Genomic DNA, 19,640 nt, shown 5'->3' with positions numbered 1-19,640 from the left:
CGTCCCCGGGCTACGGAGCGGCGGGGCCTTTCCGCGTCCCCGGCTCTTCGGGCCCTCCCCGCACGCCCAGCACCTCGCGGGCATGGCGGGCCGGGACCAGACCCAGGTCCCAGGCCTGCCAGGGGGTCGACGGGGCGACGCCCCGGTCCAGGAGCAGGCCGTGGGCCTCGACGCAGTCGTCGAGCCTCGGGTCGCGCGCCGGATGCCGGTCCGCGGCCAGCGCCGCCAACTCCTCGCGCGCCGACGCCACCCCCGGCTCCGGGCTCCCCGGGACCGCGTGCGGCAACAGCCCGCAGCGCAGCAGCCGGGCCCAGTCCGAGCCCCGCCGGTCGCCGTACCCCTCGAAGAGCGACCGCGCCTCCTCGCACAACGCGAGCGCCTGCGGGACCCGCCCGTTGCCCGCGTCGACGACCGCGAGCTCCAGACAGGCCCACGCCTCGCCGTGGGCGACCCCGATCCGGCGGAAGTCCGCCCGCGCGTCCACGAGGAGCTGCCGGGCGAACCCCGAATTGCGCAGGTTGCCCGCCCGCGCCGCCTGCTGGTCCCGGGTGACCCGCCCCAGGTGGTGCCGGGCGCACGCCAGGCCGTACAGATCCCGCATCCGCGAGAACATCGACCGCGCCCGCCCCAGCTCCCGCACCGCCTCGTCCCGGTCGCCCCGCTCCTCCAGGGCCTGCCCCAGGTGGTACAGCGTCCACGCCTCGCCGCGCGCGTCCTCCTGCTCCCGGTGCCGGGCGAGCGCCCCGCGCAGCTCCTCCGCCGCCGGCTCCGCCTCCCCGGCGGCGAGCCGCGCCCGGGCCAGCTGGGTCAGCGCCCAGGCCTCCCCGCGCCCGTCACGGACGCGCCCGTACGTCTCCAGGGCGCGCCGCAGCTCGTCCTCCGCGCCCGTCGCGTCGCCCCGGACCAGCAGCACCTGCCCGTACTGGAAGTGCGCCCACGCCTCGCCGTGCAGCGACTCGTGCTCCCGGTGCAGGGCGAGCGACCGCTCGAGCAGCGCCGTCGCCTCGGCCGGATCGCCCCGGTCCCGCTCCACCGCGGCGAGCGCGTGCAGCGTCCAGCCCCGGTCGGCGGCCAGGGACTCCGGCTCCTGGAGCGCGAGCGCCTCCCGCAGCCGCGCCGCGGCCTCCGTCAGCCGCCCCTGGTGGTGCAGGGTGATCCCGAGCGAGCAGAGCGCGAGCGCCGCGCCCGCGTCCTGGTGGGCCTCCTGGTAGAGGGAGACGACCGAGGTCAGCGTCTTGTGGGCCTTGTCGAGCTCGCCGAGCTGCCGGGCCGCGATGCCGGTCCGCCACCGCACCGAGCGCGTGAGCAGCCCCTGCCCGACGGACTCGGCCAGTTCGTTGATCTCGCCCAGCCGGTAGAGGTCGCCGCGCAGCAGGCAGTAGTCGCAGAGCGCGCCGAGCAGGTCGAGGACGGTCCGCTGGTCGACGCCCTCCGCGTGCCGCAGGGCCGCCGTGAGGAAGCTGGACTCCTCGTCGAGCCAGCCCAGCGCCGCCTCCAGGGAACCGAAGCCGTGCCCGTCGAAACGGTCGGCCCGGGTCGACATCTTGCCGTCGACCATCCGGATCACCGCGTCGGCGAGCTCCGCGTGGTTCCGGACCAGCCGCTCCTGCGCCGCCGCGATCTCGGCCGCGTCCTCCTCGTCCAGGAGCCGGCCGGCCGCGAAGGCGCGCACCGCGTCGTGCAGCCGGTAGCGCTCCCCGCGCACGTGGTCGAGCAGCCCGGCAGCGGAGAGCTCCCGCAGCCGCCGGGCCGCCTCCGGACCGCTCCCGCCGAGCAGGGCGGCGGCCGCCGCCGCGCCGAGGGACGCCCGCCCGGCCAGCGCGAGCCGCCGGAGCAGCTGCCGGGCGTCCTCGTCGAAGTCGAGGAAGTACCGTACGGACAGGGCGCGTTCGACGGGGTCGGCGCCCCAGCCGGGACGGGCGAGGACGTGCGCCAGGTCGTCCATGGAACGGCCCCCGAGCAGGGAGCCCGCGACCCGCAGCGCCAGCGGCAGCCCGCCGCACAGCTCCCGTATCCGCTCGAAGGCCTCGGCGTCGTACGGACCGGGGTCGGGCGCGCCGGCCGTCGTGCGCAGCAGCTCCTCGGCGCCCGCCGCGTCGAGCGCGGCCACTGGCAGGGCGTGCACCCCGGCCGGCACGTCCGCGCCGAGGTCCAGCGGTTCCCGGCAGGTCACGAGGACCAGGCTGTCGGACCGCTCCGGCAGCAGGGCCCGCACCTGGGCGGCGTCGGCGGCGTCGTCGAGGACCAGGACGACGGGCACCCCGCTCACCTGCCGCTGGTACGACTCGGAGAGTCGTCGCACCTGTTGCTCCTCCGAGGCGCCCTCGCGGAAGAGCAACCGGTCGCGCGGGGCGCCGAGCCGGTTCAGCAGGTGCAGCAGCGCCTCCCGGGTGGTCACGGGCCGCTCGCCGGCCGCGCCGCCCCGCAGGTCCACCACGCAGGCCCCGCGGAACTGGTCGCGCAGCGCGTGGGCGGCCCGCACGGCGAGCGCGGTGCGGCCGGAGCCGGGCTCGCCGTGCAGCAGCACGACGGTCGGCCGGGTGACCGCCGCGGCCCGCCCGGCCCGCACCCACCGGGTGACGCGGGCCAGCTCCTCGCGCCGGCCGGCGAACACCCCGCCGGGGTCCGGCAGATGCGCGAAGGACCGCTCCAGCACGACCCGGGCCCGGGCCGCCGCACTCCGATCGACCCGCCGCCCGCCACGCCCACCGGACCCCGCACCGAACACCCCGCCCCCGCCCGCACCCGGACCCGCACCGGCCTCGAACGCCCCGGCCCCGTCCGCGCTCGGGCCCGCTTCGAACCCGCCCCCGCCCGCCCCGAACCCGCCGCCGTCCACGCCCGCGCCCGCCCCGAACCCGCCGCCCCCGGCCCCCGACCCCCCGGCCCCCGACCCTCCGGCCCCCAACCCCTCGGCCTTCCCCGTGCCGGCCCCGACCGTGCCTCCACCCCCACCGGTCTCGAACCGCACGCCCCTCCCCCCGGCTTCCGAAGCCTCCGTCCCGCCCGCCCCCGAACGCTCGGCCGGAGACGCCCTCCGTACCCGCTCCCGCTCCAGGAACGGCCGTATCTCCTGGGCCTCGAGGGCCGCCAGCCAGGCGAGCCGTGCCTGCTCGACCGCGTCGGGCCGCCCCGGCCCGCCGTCCCCGCCGTGCCCGTCCCGGTCGCGGCGCCCCACCGCCCCGCCGCGCCCCGCCGTCGCGCGGAGGACGGTCGCCGCCGCGCCGGCCACGGCGACCGCCGCGCCCGCGCCGAGCGCCGTCCCCGCCGTCGTGCCGAGCGCCAGGTCCGCGCCGAAGGCGGCGGCCGCGGCGACGCCCGTGACCAGGGCGGGGCCCGCGATCACCGGACCGGTGAAACGATCCGCCGGAAGCCGCGCCGTCCGCCCGGCCGCCTCCGCCTCCTCCACCGCCCGCAGATAGACCGCGTAAGCGCCCCCAGCGCCCCCCTCCGTGCCCCCCGCCATCGCGTCCAACTCCGCCCGGCCCCGCGCGAGGAGCGCCTCCGCGTCGGCCCGGCCGCCGGAGGTCCGCACCTCCTCCGCGACGGCCCGTTCCCACAACCGCTCGGCCTCGGCCCGGTGACTCTCCCGCATCTGCGTTCCCCCTCCGCACGCGCCCGACGAATCCGGCCCAGTCTCCTGCGTCGCGCGCGTCGGCGCGAGGGAGCGGGGAAAGGAGGAGGCCGCTGCGGCAGGACGGGACCGTGTCGAACCGACTGGCCCATGAGACCTCCCCGTACCACCTGCGGCACGCCGACAACCCGGTCGACTGGTGGCCGTGGTCCGCCGAGGCCTTCGAGGAGGCCCGGCGCCGCGACGTCCCCGTGCTGCTCAGCGTCGGGCACTCAAGCTGTCGCTGATGCCAGTGAGCTGGCGAACCCAGGAGTCGGCAGTGCTCATGTCTCTCTGATGCTCACGCACTGCTCGCAGAGCTTCGACGAGTCGCCTCGGTCGGAGGTCAGGGTGATCGCGGGGGACGCTTTGATGCGAGCCGTCATTCCGAGGTCGTTGCGCTGGAGCGGGGCGAGCGCTCGAGAGCCGAACCTATCCGGTCTCCCCGCAGGCCACCGTCGTCGGATCGGCTCCGGTGGCGGCGCCGCCCAAGGCTCGGCATGCCCGAAAAGGCCGCTGACAGCCAACGTCGACAGCGGGGCGACGCCTCGGTTCCTTACGGGGCCACGAGATCGACCGTGACGGAGAAAGGTGCGGTGGCCTTCACCGTGCCGGTGAACATCTCGCCGTCCCTGTAAGCCTTGGTGGCGGGATCGAGAACGTACGTGTAGACGATCGGGACACCCGTGGCGGCCTGCTCGACCCGCCAGTAGAAGGGGATGCCGGCCTTGGCGTACTGGTCGGCCTTCACGATCCGGTCCGTGGTCTCCGAGCCGGGCGACACGACCTCGACGACCAGGAGGACGTGCTCGGGGCGGGTGGGCGTGAGGTCGATGGTCTCGGCCCGGTAGACGATGACGTCCGGACGGCGGTTGGTGAGCGGGACGTCCTGCAGGCGGACGTCGAAGTCCGTGTCCGCGTTCCAGTCCGGGCCTGCGGCGGCGTCCAGGGCATCGGCCAGGACCCGAGCCAGCCGGTGGTGCCGCTTCGAGGCGCTCGGGCTCACGACGACCATCCCGTCCACGATCTCGATGCCGGCGCACTGCTCCTCGGACCAGGAGTCGTACTGTTCCGCGCTGATCTGCGAATGCATCCACGCGGGCGCCACCATCCCGGCGGTCATGGCGTACCTCCTCGGCAGGTCCGGCGATGCCGTGCCCAGCCTACTGTTCCGAGGGGTCGGGCCGCCCGACTCGAAGGAGGCGCGAGCCGCCCGCCGCGTGATGGCTCACAAGTCCAATTCGGCCAAGCAGGGCGGGCCCGTGAGGGTTTCGTCGATAGCGGGAGGCCCTGTGAGAGGCTGGGTCGTATGAACCGGTTGGCTGGTACGACCTCGCCTTATCTGCTTCAGCACGCCGACAATCCGGTCGACTGGTGGCCGTGGGGACCCGAGGCGTTCGAAGAAGCGAAACGGCGTGATGTGCCCGTTCTGCTGTCGGTCGGGTACTCCGCGTGCCACTGGTGCCACGTCATGGCGCACGAATCCTTCGAGGACGACGCCACCGCCGTCCTGGTCAACGACAACTTCGTCGCCGTGAAGGTCGACCGCGAGGAGCGTCCCGACGTCGACGCCGTCTACATGGAGGCCGTGCAGGCCGCGACCGGTCAGGGCGGCTGGCCGATGACGGTCTTCCTCACCCCGGACGCCGCCCCCTTCTACTTCGGTACGTACTTCCCGCCCGAGCCCCGCCACGGCATGCCGTCCTTCCCGGAGGTCCTCGAAGGCGTCCGGGCCGCCTGGGCCGACCGTCGCGGCGAGGTCGACGAGGTCGCGGACCGCATCGTGAAGGACCTCGCGGGCCGCTCCCTCGCCTACGGCGGCGACGGCGTCCCCGGCGAGGAGGAGCTGGCGGGGGCCCTGCTCGCCCTCACCCGCGAGTACGACGCGACCCGCGGAGGCTTCGGCGGCGCCCCCAAGTTCCCGCCGTCCATGGTCCTGGAGTTCCTGCTCCGCCACCACGCCCGTACGGGCTCCGAGGGCGCCCTCCAGATGGCCGCCGACACCTGCGAGGCGATGGCCCGCGGCGGCATCTACGACCAGCTCGGCGGCGGCTTCGCCCGCTACGCCGTGGACCGCGCCTGGGTGGTCCCGCACTTCGAGAAGATGCTCTACGACAACGCCCTGCTGTGCCGGGTGTACGCGCACCTGTGGAAGGCCACGGGCAGCGACCTGGCCCGCCGGGTCGCCCTGGAGACCGCCGACTTCATGGTCCGCGAGCTCCGCACCCCCGAGGGCGGCTTCGCCTCCGCGCTCGACGCCGACAGCGACGACGGCACGGGCAGGCACGTGGAGGGCGCCTTCTACGCGTGGACCCCGGCGCAGCTGACCGAGGTCCTCGGCGCCGAGGACGCCGCCCTCGCGGCCGCCCACTACGGCGTCACCGAGGACGGCACCTTCGAGCACGGCAGCTCCGTCCTCCAGCTCCCGCAGGAGGCGGGCCCGGCCGACGCGGACCGGATCGCCTCGATCGCGGCCCGGCTCCTCGCCGTGCGTGAGGAGCGGGCGCGCCCCGGCCGCGACGACAAGGTCGTCGCGGCCTGGAACGGCCTCGCGATCGCCGCCCTCGCCGAGACCGGCGCGCTCTTCGACCGCCCCGACCTGGTCGAGCGCGCCACCGAGGCCGCCGATCTCCTCGTCCGCGTCCACATGGACGAGACCGCCCGGCTCACCCGGACGTCCAAGGACGGCCGGGCCGGGACGAACGCGGGGGTCCTGGAGGACTACGCCGACGTCGCCGAGGGGTTCCTCGCCCTCGCCGCCGTCACCGGCGAGGGCGCCTGGCTGGAGTTCGCCGGCTTCCTCCTGGACGTCGTCCTCGACCGCTTCACCGCCGAGGGCGGCGCGCTGTACGACACGGCCCACGACGCCGAGGCCCTCATCCGGCGCCCCCAGGACCCCACCGACAACGCCGCCCCCTCGGGCTGGACCGCCGCCGCCGGAGCGCTCCTCTCGTACGCCGCGCACACCGGCTCCGAGGCCCACCGCGCCGCCGCCGAGGGCGCCCTCGGCGTGGTCAAGGCCCTCGGCCCGCGCGCGCCCCGGTTCATCGGCTGGGGCCTGGCCGTCGCCGAGGCGCTCCTCGACGGGCCCCGTGAGGTCGCCGTCGTCGGCGACCCCGCCGACCCGGCCTTCCGGGAGCTGCGGCGCACCGCGCTCCTGGCCACCACGCCCGGCGCGGTCCTGGCCGCCGGAGCCCCGGGCGGGGAGGAGTTCCCGCTGCTTGCGGACCGGCCGCTGGTGGGCGGGGCGGCGGCCGCGTACGTCTGCCGTCGCTTCACCTGCGACGCCCCGGTCACCGATCCGGCCGAGCTGCGCCGGAAGCTCTGAAGCCGACGGTCCCGAGGGTCCCGACGGCCTCGGCCCGGAACGGGGACGGCCCCGCGGCCCTCCGAAGAGGGGCCGCGGGGCCGCACCGTGTCCTGGCGTCGTGGCTCAGCGGTTGCCGGCGCCGTTGCCCGACAGGATCGGGATGTCGTCCAGGATGTGCGACAGGGCCTCGTCACCCTTGGCCTGGGTGGAGTTCTCGGTGCACTGCTGGTTCTGCGGGGAGGACAGGACGTTGATGTCCTGGACGGTGATCGGGACGACGCCGATGAGCGAACCGGCGTTGACCTTGGCCGGCAGGCCGATGCAGGGCTTGTTCAGGGAGCCCTGGACGAGCGCCATCTGCGGGCTCATGTTGCCGTAGGTGGCGGAGTTGCCGAACTCCTGGTGCGCGCCGTTGCCCGACAGCGAGGTGGTGCCGCCGTCGTCGGCGATCGCGAGTGCCTGCCCGGCGCCCGCAGCCGTCGCACCGAGCACGGACGCGGCCACAGCGGCCGTCGCCAAGAGCTTCTTCATTGTTCAGGCCTTTCGGGTACTGGCCCGCTGAGTGGCGAGCCGTGCTGATCAACTGGTCAGCGGCCCGGAAGTTCCGGGAAGTCCACCGGACGGACTACGGGCAGATGAGCGAGGACCCCTCGGCCGGCCGGTACGCGGCCGCCGGGATCTTGCTCGGCGCGACGGCCCCCGCGGTGGGCAGCGGCCGGTCCTCGGCCAGCCGCCCGAAGACCTCGGCCGCTCCCTCCTCGTCCCAGGAGAGCGTGGAGCCGACGCCCTGGATGTCCGGGTTGAAGCCCCGGACGGGTACGGTCGCGAACTCCACGTGCTCCGGAGGCAGGTCCCGCAGGTGCGCGGCGAGCGTCAGCAGCTCCGCCGTGGAGATCCCCCGTTCGGCCGCCGCCGTCCCCCGCAGGGTCGCCGCGAGGTCCTTCAGCCGCTCCGGGTCGTCGAGGACGCCGTCGTGGAGCCGGTGCAGGGTGTTCATCACGAACCGCTGCTGCTTCCGGATGCGGCCGAAGTCCATCTGTCCGTCGGCCTTCCGGGACCGCACGTACTGGAGGGCCTCGCCGCCCGCGACCCGCTTGGTGCCGGGTTGGAGGTCGATGCCGGTGGAGGGGTCCTTGAGCGGCTGTTCCGTACAGACCGGGACGCCGCCGTCGACGCGGTCCACGGTGTCCATGAAGTGCCGGAAGTCGATCTCCAGGTAGCGGTGGACGGACAGTCCGGTCATCGACTCGACGGTCTCCACGGCGAACGCGGAGCCGCCCTCCGCCCAGGCGTTGTTGATCTTCGCCTGGTGGGCGGCGTGCGTCTTCCCCGTGCGCCGGTCGCGGTGGCCCGCGGGGAAGGAGGTGAGGGAGTCGCGCGGCAGGCTCACGACCTCGACCCGGTCGTTCGCCGCCGAGACGTGCACGAGCATCATCACGTCCGTGCAGTCGCACTCCTTTCCGCCGAGGTGGAAACGTTCCTTCTCCTCCGCGGTGACGTTCTTGCGGCTGTCGACGCCGACGACGAGCAGGTTCAGCCCCTTCTCGGGGGCCGGGAGGCCGGTGGGGGCGAGGGCGAGGGCGCCGGGGGCGAGGGCGGAGAGGGTGGCGAGAGCAGCCGCGGCGAACAGCGGACGCCGGGACAGCCGTGGACGCGGGAATTTCATGTCCGCACCGTAATTTCGACCCGCTCGCACACAGGTACGCGACGCGACATGAACAGGACGAATCACTCTCCTGCGGCGCCTGTGTAATGATGCGGGAATCGCAGCGGAAGGAGCGAAAATGGCGCCGGGCCCCGGAAAATGGGAACGGATGGCCTTCATTCCGAAGAGCCGATATGTGAGCGACCCGCCCCCGGCGGACAGCGACCCGTTCCCCGTCTATTCCGAGCTGGTCACGCAGTGGGTGCAGGCGGGACGGGCGGTGCCGGGGATGCCCGACCGGGAGTGGGAGCGCCTGATGGCGACGCCGGTCTGGCCGACCTGGTAGACGGGACGAAAGGGGCCGCCCCGGAGGGCGGCCCCTGACGTGTGGACGTCGTCCCGTTCAGACGGTGCGTCAGCGGTTGCCGACGCCGTTGCCCGACAGGACCGGGATGTCGTCCAGGATGTGCGACAGGGCCTCGTCACCCTTGGCCTGGGTGGAGTTCTCGGTGCACTGCTGGTTCTGCGGGGAGGACAGGACGTTGATGTCCTGGACGGTGATCGGGACGATGCCGATGAGCGAACCGAGGTTGGCCTTGGCCGGCAGGCCGATGCAGGGCTTGTTCAGGGAGCCCTGGACGAGCGCCATCTGCGGGCTCATGTTGCCGTAGGTCTGGGAGTTGCCGAACTCCTGGTGCGCGCCGTTGCCCGACAGCGACGTGGTGCCACCGTCGTTGGCGGTGGCGAGGGCGGGGGTGGCCACGGCGGCGCTGGCGCCGACGATGGAGACGGCTGCGGCCGCGGTGGCCATAACCTTCTTGATCACGGGAGTTCCCTTCTAGAACCGGCTCCGTGCAGGGAGCGACCTGATCAACAGGCCTTCGGGGGCGGGGGTTCCGCTGTGTCACCCCCTTGGCGGAGCGCGCGCGGCAGCGCGAAACGCGGACACAGTCGAACGAGTGAAGCCCCGGAACCAAAGCCCGCGACCGCAGTTGATCCCGTCGCATCAATCAGGTCGATTGGTGGGAACAGGAACGGAATCACCGTGATCAAGAAGATTATGGCGGCCGCCGCTGTGACGGCCTCTGTTGTCGGCGCTTCCGCTGCGGCGGCCTCCCCGGCGCTCGCCATCGCCGACGACGGCGGTACGACCTCGCTCAGCGGCAACGGCGCGCACGAGTCGTTCGGCAACGCCGAGACCCACGGCAACATGAGCCCGCAGCTCCAGGCCGTCCAGGGCTCGCTGAACAAGCTCTGCGTCGGCCTGCCGGCCAAGGCCAACCTCGGTTCGCTCGTCGGCATCCTCGTCCCGATCACCGCTCAGGACATCAACGTCCTGTCGAACCCGCAGAACCAGCAGTGTGCGGAGAACTCCACCCAGGCCAAGGGTGACGAGCCGCTGTCGCACCTCGTCGACGACATCCCGGTCCTCTCCGGGAACGGCGCCTACAACGGCTGATCCGTTTCGCGCGCGACAGGGCCGGAGGGAACGAACGCGTTCCCTCCGGCCCTGTTCCGTGCGGGCAATGGAGTGAAAGAGAAGGTGTCGGTGTTATTTCTGTTTCCTTTGTGCGGCATGTTCGTTGTGTCGTGTGCAGCGGAAATTCATTCCGCCGAGGAAAGGATCCAGACGAAATGAACTGCAAGAAGGCCGCGGCCGTCGTCGCCGGAATCGTCCTGGCCATGGGTGTGGCGTCGCCCGCCTTCGCGGACGCGGAGGCCGAGGGCTGGGCCGTCGGTTCGCCGGGCGTCCTCTCCGGAAACGTCGTCCAGGTCCCGATCCACGTGCCGATCAACGTCTGCGGCAACAGCGTGAACGTCATCGGCCTGCTGAACCCGGCCGCCGGCAACACCTGCATCAACGCCTGAGCCCCGGCGCCCGCGGGCACGGAGGGCCGGTTCCGGAGAGCGTCCGCTCCCGGGGCCGGCCCTCCGTCATGCCGGGGCCGGCGCCCTCCCGCCCGTACGCGGCCGGCCCGGGGCGCCGGCGCCCGCCCGCAGCCGTTGCCGGACCCCCTTCACCAGGCGGCCCGCCGTGTGCTCGGTCCGGCGAAGCCGTCGAGCTCGCCGTGGTGGCCGGAGTGGGTGACGTACCGTCGGGACAGCCCCCGCAGGGGTTCGGGGAGTTCGACGAACGGCAGGACCCCGACGGCGAGCGCCACCGTCCGGGCGCGCAGCGGCTCGCCGTCCTCGGTGCGCAGCTCGAAGCCCCCGGCGGCGGGCGGGACCGAGCCGATGAGCCGCTCGTCGAGGGCGGGGACGGCCCGCCGGGCGAACCGGTCGCCGTACGCGGCGAAGAAGCCCACCGGGAGGGGCGTGCCGTGCTCGGCGCGGACGCCCCCGGCGGCCGCGTAGGCGTCGAGGCCGTACGCCCCCTCCGGGTCGGAGAGGGGGGAGGCCCAGGGCTCCGACTTCGGGAACGTCCCGGAGGGCATGGCGTGCCAGGACTCCATCGAGCGGCCGAAGGTCCTCAGACGCAGTCCGCGGGCGGCGGCGTGGGCGGCCACGGACAGGCCGTGGGGCCCGGCCCCGACCACCACCAGGTCGTCCATCGACCTCGCCCCCGTGCCTTCCGCGTTCATCGGGGGGTGAGCTGGTCGACGGAGGTGCGGGCCGGGGGCGCCGCGGCGGTGACGGCCGGGGCCGCACGACGGGGCGCGAGCGCCCGGCGGAGCGCGGCGAGGGCCTTGCGCAGCAGGTGCGCCGGCCAGGCGCCGCCCATCGCGAGGGCGGGCGCCGGATCGTCGGCCGCGAACCAGGCGCACTCGGTCCGGCGGCGGGCCGCGCCGGGCTCGGGGGCGTACCGGCGCCTCGGGGAGGCGAGCAGCGAGAGCGCCGCGTAGTTCTCGACCAGGAACCGGCGGCCGTACACGGGGGAGTGCGGCGGCACGGGGCGGCCGGTGAGGTCCAGGTGCAGCGCCCGGACCACGTCCAGGCCGTCCGGGTCGGTGAAGAGCCGGAACTGGGCGCCGGGCCGGGGGTTGAAGTCGAGCAGGTGGTACGCGCCGGTCGCCCTGTTCAGCCGGAAGTCCAGGTCGCACACGCCCCGGTAGCCCAGCGCGTCGAGGAGGTCGCGGGCCGTCCGTTCGACGGTGGGGTTCACCGTCCAGCGGCCGGAGGCCGTGAGCCCGGCCCCGTCCGGCCAGGAGCGCTCCTTGCGCCCGGTGGCCCCCGGCGAGCAGCGGCCCGCGCAGTCCACGTACCCGTGGAAGAACCAGTCGAGGTCCCGGCCCGCCGGCAGCAGCTCCTGGAGCAGCAGCCGGCTGCCGGCCTCCGGGGTGCGGGCGTACAGCTCCCGCACCTCGGCCGGGGAGCGCACGATGGAGGTGCTCCGCAGCCCGCCGCCGGCCGGGAGCAGCCACGGACGGCTCCACTTGGCGACGACCGGAAGGCCGAGCGACCACGCCATGGCGGCGGCCTCGTCGGCGTCGTCGGGGAGTTCGGTACGGGGGTGGGGCAGGCCCAGGCCCGCGCAGGTCTCGGCGAGCTCCGCCTTGTCCGCGACCTTCAGCAGCTGCTCCTCGGTCTGCTCGGGCAGCAGGAGGCGCGGGACGAGCGCGGAGCGGCGGCGGGCCAGGGCGAGGGCGCTGACGTCGTCCAGCGGCACGACGAGGACGGGATGTGACGGGCCGTCGGTGATCTCGTCCGCGACGCGGGTCAGGAGGTCGGCGAGCCCTGCGGCGGAGTCGGTCCCGGGACGGACGCGGACCGAGCGGAGGTGGCGGGAGCGGGCGACCGGACCGGTGCTCGATTCGATGACGGCGTGGACCGGAATTCCCGCCCGTCCCAGCGACCGCGCGGCGCCGAGGGTCCCGTGGTGGAAGGGATTCCGGTCGAGCCGTACGAGGACGGCGGGGACGCTGGTGTCGAAATGCTGGGGGTGCGGCACGGCATGCCCTTCGTCTCCGGTGCCCCAACTGGGCGATGAAATCCTCTAATGGACCACTGAGCGAGGGAAGCCGCGCTCACGGTCGGCCCATTAGGAATACTTTCGGAAGATCGGATTGACGGATCATCAAATGGCATGCGACGTGAAGGAGTGGCCATGGCATCTGCATACCGGAGAAGATCGAGGAAGTGGCTGGGGGTGTTCACCGCCGGCCTCCTCGCTTCGGGCCCGATCACGCTCTCCGCCCCCGCCCACGCCACCGAATCCGTGACGGCGGACCCCGTGACGGCGAATCCCGGACCGGCCGCCACCGGCGCCATGGGCGCCTTCCTCGACTCGGGCAGGCTCGGAGTCACCCGCATCAGGCAGCTCGAACGGTGGCTCGGCGGCCACGAGCTCCGCGTCGCCCACACCTACCTCCCGGGCGACCTCTGGTCGAACATCGAGGGGACCCCCGGCTTCCTGGAGGCCTGGGCCGACTGGCGCAACGAGCGCGTCAACCGCATGCTCGTCCTCAACGTGCCCATGCTGGAGCGCAACGAGGCCCACCTCTCCGACCGCGAGGTCCGCCGCCAGCTCCAGCTCGGCGCCGCCGGGTACTACGACCACCACTTCACGACCCTCGCCGAACGCCTCGTCGAACAGGGCGCCAGGGACACCGTCGTCGTCCTCGGCTGGGAGATGAACGGCACCACCTACAGCCACCGGTGCGCCCCCGACCCCACGGCGTGGAAGAAGTACTGGAACCGGATCGTCACCGCGATGCGTTCCGTACCGGGCCAGAAGTTCCGTTTCGACTTCAATCCGAGCCGCGGTCTCGACGCGATTCCGTGGACCGAGTGCTACCCGGGCGACGACGTCGTCGACATCATCGGCATGGATTCGTACGACCAGCCGTCCGGAAGCAGTTTCGACCGGCACGTCAGCGAGCCGTACGGACTCCAGAAGCAGGTCGATTTCGCCGCCGAGCACGGGAAGCAGATCTCCTATCCCGAATGGGGGCTCTTCCGGAACGGCGACAACCCGGAATACATGCGGCGCATGCTGGAATGGATGAGGCAGCACAAGCCGCTGTACCACACGATCACCGACTACTGCCCGCACGGCGTCTGGCAGTGCGACGACAACCCGCGGTCGTCGCTGGTGTTCCGCCAGATGCTGTACGGCACGGAACCGCAACTCCCGACGGACCCGACGGACCCGACGGACCCGACGATCCCCGAGCCGAAGCCGGAGCCGAAGCCCGAGCCGAAGCCCGAGCCGAAGCCGGAGCCGAAGCCGGAGCCGAAGCCGGAACCCAAGCCCGAGCCGAAGCCGGAGCCGAAGCCGGAACCCAAGCCCGAGCCGAAGCCGGAGCCGAAGCCGGAACCCAAGCCCGAGCCGAAGCCCGAGCCGAAGCCCGAGCCGAAGCCGGAACCCAAGCCCGAGCCGAAGCCCGAGCCGAAGCCCGAGCCGAAGCCGGAGCCGAAGCCGGAACCCAAGCCCGAGCCGAAGCCGGAACCCAAGCCCGACTGCTGGACCCTGGACCTCGGTTCGTGGGTGGAGAGCTGGATCGGTGGGGCCGTCTGCGTCCCGAAGGGCGACTGGAAGGACGAGGTCGACCTCGGCTGGAAGGACACCCTGAAGGAGGCCTGGCCCTTCTGACGCCCCTCACGCCGGCGGTGGCGGAGCTCATCCGCCACCGCCGCCGCGGCCGAGCACCCGCCCCACCCAGGCCCGTTCCCGCGCCTGCCGGGCCGCCCAGCGGCGGGCGTCGGCCGCGCCCGCGCGCAGCCACAGGAGCGGAGCCGTACCGCGCCCGGCGAGGAGCAGACGGCGGTTGCGCACCGGCTCGGGCCGCCAGTGCTGCTTGTACGACTCGCTGCCCCGCAGCATGCTGAGCGTGGCCCGCCCGCCCGCGCTGGTCTCGCGCGCCCCGTGCCGGAGCAGCATCGTCGCCACGTCGACCTTGCGGGCGCGCAGCGCCGGGTCGGCGCCGTACAGGTAGCCGCCCGCGAGCCGCGGGGACATCAGGGTCAGGTCGGCGGCGACCACGTCCCCGGCGAGCCGGAACTCGGTGACCATCGCGTCACCGCGCTCGACCATGGGCCGCACGGCACGGGTGAGGTGCTGGGCGAACCGCTCGCTGGTGTGCTCGGCGGTCACGCCCCGGTCCCGCCACTGGAGCTGGTGGAGCCTCAGGAGGCGGTCGAGGGCGGCGGGGACCTCCTCGCCGGTCACCACGCGCGCGTCGATGCCGAGCGCGTCCAGCTTCCGCAGCTTGGCGCGGACCCGCTGGGCCTTCCCGGACGGGATCCGTTCGAGGAGCCCCTCCATGGGGACGGCGGGCAGCTCCAGGCAGAGCGAGTCGGGCAGCCGGCGGCGCGGGCCGCGCCAGTGGGCGAAGACGCGTTCGCTGGCCGACCCGGGCCGGACCTCCCGCAGGTCGACGACCGCGCCCCGGGCGGCCCGCGCGACGGCCCCGGCGAGAGCGGGCGCCGCCTCCGGGCAGGCGTCGTCGACGAGGACGTCCGTGAAGTCGGTGATGCTGCCGCCGAGCGGGGTGAGGACGGGCAGCGGCCCCCGGGCCCGCATCAGGGGCGCGGCGGCGACGAGTCCGCCGTCCTCCCGTCGTACGAGCACCACCCGCAGCGCACCGGGCCGGCCGTACGAGAGCCACCAGGAGTGCAGCCAGGAGTGGGACTGGAAGGGGGTGGCGGAGGAGCAGCGCCCGTACAGCGCCGTCCACTCGGCCGAAAGCCGCCCGAACTCCTCCTCGTCACGGCAGATCTCGCTCCGCAGGGCTCGCCGGTCACTCGTGGTCCTCGCGCTCACACCGCCTCCGGCTGGTGCGGGGCGACCGCCGGGGCGGGCACCGCGGCGGACGCGGCCGGGGCGGTCGTCTGCCGGGAGTGCCGGCCCTCGCCGCGCGCGGCGGGACGCCTCGGGCGGACCAGGAGGACCAGGCCGCCGAGGAGACCGCCCGCGCAGCCGCCGACGAGCGCGGAGAGCGGCGCGGAGGGCGACACGGGCGAGACCGGCTCGGTCGCGCGGGAGAACTGGACGACCTTCACGCCCGTGCTGCCCGCCACGTGCGAGCTGTCGAGGACGAGCGCGCGGGCCACCCCGTCGGCCATCGAGACGGCCTGGGCGGGCTTCGCCGACCGCGCGGTGATCGAGATCATCGGCGCGTCCGGGGAGGTCTCGGCCTGCACGTTCTTCCGCAGGGTGTCGGCGGTGACCCCCGCCCACACCTGGGCGTCGCCGGTCACCGCGATGTCGGTGGCGACCCGCCCGTACGCCTGGGCGAAGCCGACCGCCGCCCCCGGGTCGGCCTTCTCGGCCGGTACGACGATGACGTAGCTGGTCGCCGCGTACTCCGGCGCCTTCACGGCTCCGTAGCCGCCGCCGAGGGCCGCCCCGGCGAGGACGGCGGCGGGCAGCACCGCCCAGCGGCCGGGGGACCGCAGGCCGGCGGGGAGGAGGGCGCGGGGTGGGGTGGTGTTCATCGGACGGGTTCTCTCACTTCGCGGGGGAGGGGATGCCGTGGACGGCCTGGTCATAGAGGGACATCAACTGCCGTGCGCTGTGCGCGATGTCGTAGCGGCGGGCGGCCTCCGGCAGCGGGTACCGGGTGGGCCGGGCGCCTCCGACGCCGCGCAGCGCGGAGATCAGCCCGGGCACGGACCCGTCGATCCGGCGCGCGCCCGGTGCCGCGTCCGGGGGCAGGTCGTCGATCGCGGGACAGGCCGCGTACAGCACGGGAAGGCCCGCGGCGAGCGCCTCGACGATCGCGAGCCCGAAGGCCTCGTCGGGGGAGGCGGACACGAAGACGTCCATGGCGGAGAGGAGTTCGGGCAGCGAGGGGCCGAGCGCGCCGGGGCCCGGCGGGTCCTCGCAGGCCCCGAGGAGGAGGATCCGGTCGGCGGCCCCGCACCCGCGGGCGATCCGCAGCAGCTCCTCGCGGTGCTCGCCCTCGCCGACGAGGAGCAGCCGGGCCTCCGGCACCGAGGCCACCGCCCGGACCAGCCGGTCGAACCGCTTGCCGGGCGTGAGCCGCCCGACGCCGCCGACGACGTACGCGTCCTCGGGGATGCCGAGCACGCCCCGGGCGAGGCGCCGGGCGCGCGCGTCGAAGGCGAACCGGGCGGTCTCGATGCCGTTCGGCACCACCCGGATGCGGTCCGGCGCCACGCCCCAGTCCGCGAGTCGGCGGGCGACGCTGGGCGAGACGGCCACCGTGGAGGTGCCGAGCCGCTCGGACGCCAGATACAGCGCGCGGGTGCCCGCGGAGAGCGGCCGGCCCTCGATCTGGGTCTCGCCGAGCGAGTGCTCGGTGGCGATGACCCGGCGCACCCCGGCGAGCCGGGCCGCCGCCCTGCCGTACACGCACGCCCGGTAGAGGTGTGTGTGGACGAGGTCGTAGCGGCCCTGCCGGACGATCCGGGCGAGCCGGGGCAGCGCCCCGAGGTCCCGGTTCCCGGCCATGCCGAGGTGGGTGACGGGCGTGCCGTCGGCCTCGATGCCCGCGGCGACCGCGCCCGGGTTGGTGAGCGTGACCACCCCGCCGCCCACCGGGAGGTGCCGCAGCAGCAGCCGGAGCTGCTGCTCGGCGCCGCCGATGCCGAGCCCGGTGATGACGTGCAGGACCCTCACGGCGCACCGACCGGGGCTGGGGCGCACGGGACGGGGAGCGGGCCGACGGGCCGGCGACGGCGCAGCGGGTGCAGGACGCGCTTGGCGGCGAGCCGCCAGGAGGTGTCGTTCTCGCCGATGTGGACGCGGGGCAGGGCGTACGCGCCGGTGTGCGGGCCCGGGTCGATCGCGCAGCCGTAGCGGTAGCCGGCCTCGCGCACGGCGCGGATCGCGCGCGGGTCGACCTGCCCGTACGGATAGCAGAAGCCGTCCACCGGCCGGCCGGTCATCTCCTCCAGGAGCGCACGGCTGTGCCGGGTCTCGGCCGCGAGCGTCGTGTCGTCGGCCTCGGTCAGCGGGACGTGCCGCAGACCGTGCGAGCCGATCTCCATGCCGGCGCCGGTGATCCGCCGGATCCCGTCCTCGTCGAGCAGCGGTTTGCGCGGACCGTCCGCGTCCCAGCCGTTCTCGCCGCCGAGGCGGCCCGGCAGGACGTACACCGTCGCCGTGAACCCGTGCCGCAGCAGCAGCGGCAGCGCCGAGTCGAGGAAGTCCGCGTACCCGTCGTCGAAGGTCAGGCCCACGAGCCCCTTGGCGCGCCCCTCGGCGGTGGCGGCGAGCAGCTCCCGCACCGAGACCCCGCGCAGCCCCCGGTCGCAGAGCCAGCGCAGCTGCCGGGCGAAGCGCACGGGGGAGACGGTCACCCGGTACGGATCGTCAGCGGTGTCCGTGATCGAGTGGTACATCGCCACCCACAGGGGCGGTTTCCACAGGGGCGGCTTCGGCAGCGGACGGCGCAGCGCGGTGGCGGCGGGCATGGGGGGTCCTCCGGAAGGCGGAGCGGGGCAGGGGCGGGATCTCGGGCGCCTTGGCGGCGCAGGCGACGAACAGCAGGAAGATGCCGGCGACGACCAGGCCGGCGACGGCGACCGCGAGGACGGCGGAGCCGATCGCCAGCTGGCAGAGCCAGCCGGCGCCGGTGGCCCACGCGCCGGCGGTGGCGAGCCGGAGCAGCCCCTCGCCGAGCCGGTCGACGTGGATCGGGACGGCCTGGCGGCGCGCGCCCCGCAGCAGCAGGACGGCGCTGAGGGTGATGCCGAGGGCGTTGGCGGCGGCGATGCCGACCGCGCCCCAGTGGTGGGCGCCCGGGACGCCGGCGGCGGCGGTCGTGGCGAGCCCGGCGGCCATGGCGGCGGCCGGGTACCAGAGCGGGCGGGCGGCGGAGAAGTAGCAGCGGACGAGGGCGCCGACCATGGTCTGGCCCAGCAGGCCGAGCGCGTACACCCGCATGACGGCGGCGGTCGCGGTGGTGTCGGAGGCGGTGAACTCGCCCCGCTCGAAGAGCAGTTCCACGATCCGGGGGGCGGCGGCGATGACCGTCGAGGAGCCGACGAGCACGACGACCGCGGCGAGCAGCAGATCCCGCTCGACCCGGCGGCGGGCCGCTTCCGGGTCGCCGGCGGCGAGCGCGCGGGCGACCACCGGGAAGCTGACCGTGCACAGCATCAGGGAGAGGATCATCGGCATCTGCGCGACCTTCTGCGCGTAGTTCAGGTGCGAGATGGCGCCGGCGGGCAGCGGCGAGGCGAGGAACCGCTCGATCAGGGTCTGGGACTGGCGGCACAGCGAGAACGCGACGACGGGCGCGATCAGACCGAGGACCAGGACGCGCCCCTCCCCGGCGGGGGCGGCCGGCCCCTTCGGCCGGGGCCGGGGAGGCGGCCCGGGCGCCCGCAGCGCGCGCAGCAGCGAGGGGGTCTGCACGAGGACCATGAGGACCCCGCCGACGGCGACCCCCGCGGCGGCGGACCGCACCCCCCACGGCTCGCGCAGCACCAGGATCGTGCCGATGATCCCCGTGTTGTACGCCACGTAGATCGCCGCCGGCGGCAGGAACCGGCCGTGCGCCCGCAGCGCCGCCGAGCAGTACCCCACCAGGGCGAAGGACAGCACGCAGGTCCCGGTGAGCCGCGTGCAGTCGACGGCGAGCCCAGGGTCGGGCAGTCCCGGCGCCAGCGCGGCCACGAGCAGCGGGGCCGCGACGATCAGGACGAGGGCGGCGAGCCCGAGGGCGAGGACGATCCGGGGGACCGTCCCGCGCACCAGCTCGCGCACCGGGTCACCGGGCAGGCCGGCCGAACGGCGGGCCAGGGCGCGGGAGAAGGCGGGCACCAGGATCAGCGCCATCGCGTCCTCGATGAGCAGCGTCGAGGCGAACTCGGGCACCGTCCACGCCACCAGGAACGCGTCGGTCCCGGCCCCGGCCCCGAAGTAGCCGGCCATGATCTGGTCCCGCACGAGCCCGAGGACCGCCCCCGCCGCGGTCAGCCCCGCCGTCACGGCCGCCGCCTTCGCCAGGAACCCGCCTCCCCCGGACGCGCCGGCGCGAGGCCCCCGCGCCCGGGCGTGCGCCCGGCGTCCGGTGGGTGCGGCGGTCCGCGGGGCCGTCGGAGGCGGAGCGGCCCGGGGACGGCGCGCCACGCGCCGGGCCCCGGCGGGCAGCCCGGTGGAGCCGGCCGCGCCCGCGACCGGGGCGGTCGCGGCGCTCGTCCCCGGCAGCAGGACGGCC

Annotated in this window: 17 protein-coding genes and 1 pseudogene; 6 read left to right on the top strand and 12 right to left on the bottom strand. The window is 74.6% G+C overall.

Going from position 1 to position 19,640, the window contains the following annotated elements; translation table 11 throughout:
- Positions 1 to 10 precede the first annotated feature (10 nt).
- On the bottom strand, positions 11 to 3,595 hold the full coding sequence (locus tag IE180_RS02605; RefSeq protein ID WP_229860251.1) for a tetratricopeptide repeat protein: 3,585 nt from the start codon (positions 3,593 to 3,595) through the stop codon (positions 11 to 13).
- Between the two features lie 110 nt (positions 3,596 to 3,705).
- On the opposite strand from IE180_RS02605, the pseudogene IE180_RS02600 reads away from it, so the two are divergent.
- A pseudogene (locus IE180_RS02600) lies at positions 3,706 to 3,855 on the top strand (DUF255 domain-containing protein); the annotation flags it as partial.
- 314 nt (positions 3,856 to 4,169) lie between these two features.
- Here IE180_RS02600 and IE180_RS02595 read toward each other — a convergent pair.
- Complete coding sequence (locus IE180_RS02595; RefSeq protein ID WP_190155067.1) at positions 4,170 to 4,736, bottom strand: Uma2 family endonuclease; 567 nt, start codon at positions 4,734 to 4,736, stop codon at positions 4,170 to 4,172.
- Between the two features lie 186 nt (positions 4,737 to 4,922).
- Between IE180_RS02595 and IE180_RS02590 the strand changes: the two genes are divergently transcribed.
- Complete coding sequence (locus IE180_RS02590) at positions 4,923 to 6,941, top strand: thioredoxin domain-containing protein (protein WP_190155066.1); 2,019 nt, start codon at positions 4,923 to 4,925, stop codon at positions 6,939 to 6,941.
- 105 nt (positions 6,942 to 7,046) lie between these two features.
- Here IE180_RS02590 and IE180_RS02585 read toward each other — a convergent pair whose 3' ends face one another.
- Together IE180_RS02585 and IE180_RS02580 are read right to left on the bottom strand one after the other, a co-directional pair.
- The gene (locus IE180_RS02585) at positions 7,047 to 7,454 is read right to left on the bottom strand and encodes a rodlin (RefSeq protein ID WP_190155065.1); all 408 of its coding nucleotides are present in this window, start codon (positions 7,452 to 7,454) and stop codon (positions 7,047 to 7,049) included.
- 94 nt (positions 7,455 to 7,548) lie between these two features.
- Positions 7,549 to 8,589, bottom strand: coding sequence for an LCP family protein (locus tag IE180_RS02580; protein ID WP_190155064.1), 1,041 nt, complete (start codon positions 8,587 to 8,589; stop codon positions 7,549 to 7,551).
- Positions 8,590 to 8,764: 175 nt separating this feature from the next.
- Here IE180_RS02580 and IE180_RS02575 point away from each other — a divergent pair, with 175 nt between their 5' ends.
- Positions 8,765 to 8,914, top strand: coding sequence for a hypothetical protein (locus IE180_RS02575; RefSeq protein ID WP_190155231.1), 150 nt, complete (start codon positions 8,765 to 8,767; stop codon positions 8,912 to 8,914).
- Between the two features lie 69 nt (positions 8,915 to 8,983).
- On the opposite strand, the gene IE180_RS02570 is transcribed toward IE180_RS02575, so the two are convergent.
- Positions 8,984 to 9,394, bottom strand: coding sequence for a rodlin (locus tag IE180_RS02570; RefSeq protein WP_190155063.1), 411 nt, complete (start codon positions 9,392 to 9,394; stop codon positions 8,984 to 8,986).
- A gap of 219 nt (positions 9,395 to 9,613) precedes the next feature.
- Between IE180_RS02570 and IE180_RS02565 the strand changes: the two genes are divergently transcribed.
- Together IE180_RS02565 and IE180_RS02560 are read left to right on the top strand one after the other, a co-directional pair.
- Entirely contained in the window at positions 9,614 to 10,027 is a 414-nt protein-coding gene (locus tag IE180_RS02565; protein ID WP_190155062.1) for a rodlin, read from the top strand.
- 176 nt (positions 10,028 to 10,203) lie between these two features.
- Entirely contained in the window at positions 10,204 to 10,437 is a 234-nt protein-coding gene (locus tag IE180_RS02560) for a chaplin (protein ID WP_190155061.1), read from the top strand.
- Positions 10,438 to 10,586: 149 nt separating this feature from the next.
- On the opposite strand, the gene IE180_RS02555 is transcribed toward IE180_RS02560, so the two are convergent.
- Both IE180_RS02555 and IE180_RS02550 read right to left on the bottom strand, forming a co-directional pair.
- Complete coding sequence (locus IE180_RS02555) at positions 10,587 to 11,120, bottom strand: FAD/NAD(P)-binding protein (RefSeq protein ID WP_190155060.1); 534 nt, start codon at positions 11,118 to 11,120, stop codon at positions 10,587 to 10,589.
- 26 nt (positions 11,121 to 11,146) lie between these two features.
- Positions 11,147 to 12,457, bottom strand: coding sequence for a carboxylate--amine ligase (locus tag IE180_RS02550; protein ID WP_190155059.1), 1,311 nt, complete (start codon positions 12,455 to 12,457; stop codon positions 11,147 to 11,149).
- Between the two features lie 156 nt (positions 12,458 to 12,613).
- Between IE180_RS02550 and IE180_RS02545 the strand changes: the two genes are divergently transcribed.
- Positions 12,614 to 14,101, top strand: coding sequence for a glycoside hydrolase family 26 protein (locus tag IE180_RS02545; RefSeq protein ID WP_190155058.1), 1,488 nt, complete (start codon positions 12,614 to 12,616; stop codon positions 14,099 to 14,101).
- Between the two features lie 27 nt (positions 14,102 to 14,128).
- Here IE180_RS02545 and IE180_RS02540 read toward each other — a convergent pair whose 3' ends face one another.
- From IE180_RS02540 to murJ, 5 genes are read right to left on the bottom strand one after another with little or no spacing between them, the layout of a single operon-like run.
- Entirely contained in the window at positions 14,129 to 15,271 is a 1,143-nt protein-coding gene (locus IE180_RS02540) for a GNAT family N-acetyltransferase (RefSeq protein ID WP_190155057.1), read from the bottom strand.
- Positions 15,268 to 15,945, bottom strand: a complete 678-nt coding sequence (locus tag IE180_RS02535; RefSeq protein WP_190155056.1) for a YveK family protein — start codon at positions 15,943 to 15,945, stop codon at positions 15,268 to 15,270. The genes IE180_RS02540 and IE180_RS02535 overlap by 4 nt, the downstream gene beginning before the upstream one ends.
- Before the next feature lie 13 nt (positions 15,946 to 15,958).
- A complete protein-coding gene (locus IE180_RS02530; RefSeq protein WP_190155055.1) occupies positions 15,959 to 17,092 on the bottom strand; it encodes a glycosyltransferase in 1,134 nt (377 codons plus the stop codon).
- A complete protein-coding gene (locus tag IE180_RS02525) occupies positions 17,089 to 17,889 on the bottom strand; it encodes a polysaccharide deacetylase family protein (RefSeq protein WP_190155054.1) in 801 nt (266 codons plus the stop codon). Before IE180_RS02525 ends, IE180_RS02530 begins: the two co-directional genes overlap by 4 nt.
- Positions 17,789 to 19,552 carry a murein biosynthesis integral membrane protein MurJ gene (murJ, locus tag IE180_RS02520; protein WP_190155218.1) on the bottom strand — a complete coding sequence of 588 codons (1,764 nt, stop codon included), beginning with the start codon at positions 19,550 to 19,552 and terminating at the stop codon, positions 17,789 to 17,791. The genes IE180_RS02525 and murJ overlap by 101 nt, the downstream gene beginning before the upstream one ends.
- Between the last annotated feature and the right edge of the window lie 88 nt (positions 19,553 to 19,640).

Source organism: Streptomyces litmocidini (assembly GCF_014649755.1).
In the GTDB taxonomy this organism is placed as follows: Bacteria; Actinomycetota; Actinomycetes; order Streptomycetales; family Streptomycetaceae; genus Streptomyces; species Streptomyces litmocidini.
The sequence above is the reverse complement of the archived record's forward strand: the minus strand, read 5'-3'. Positions and strand labels throughout refer to the sequence as shown.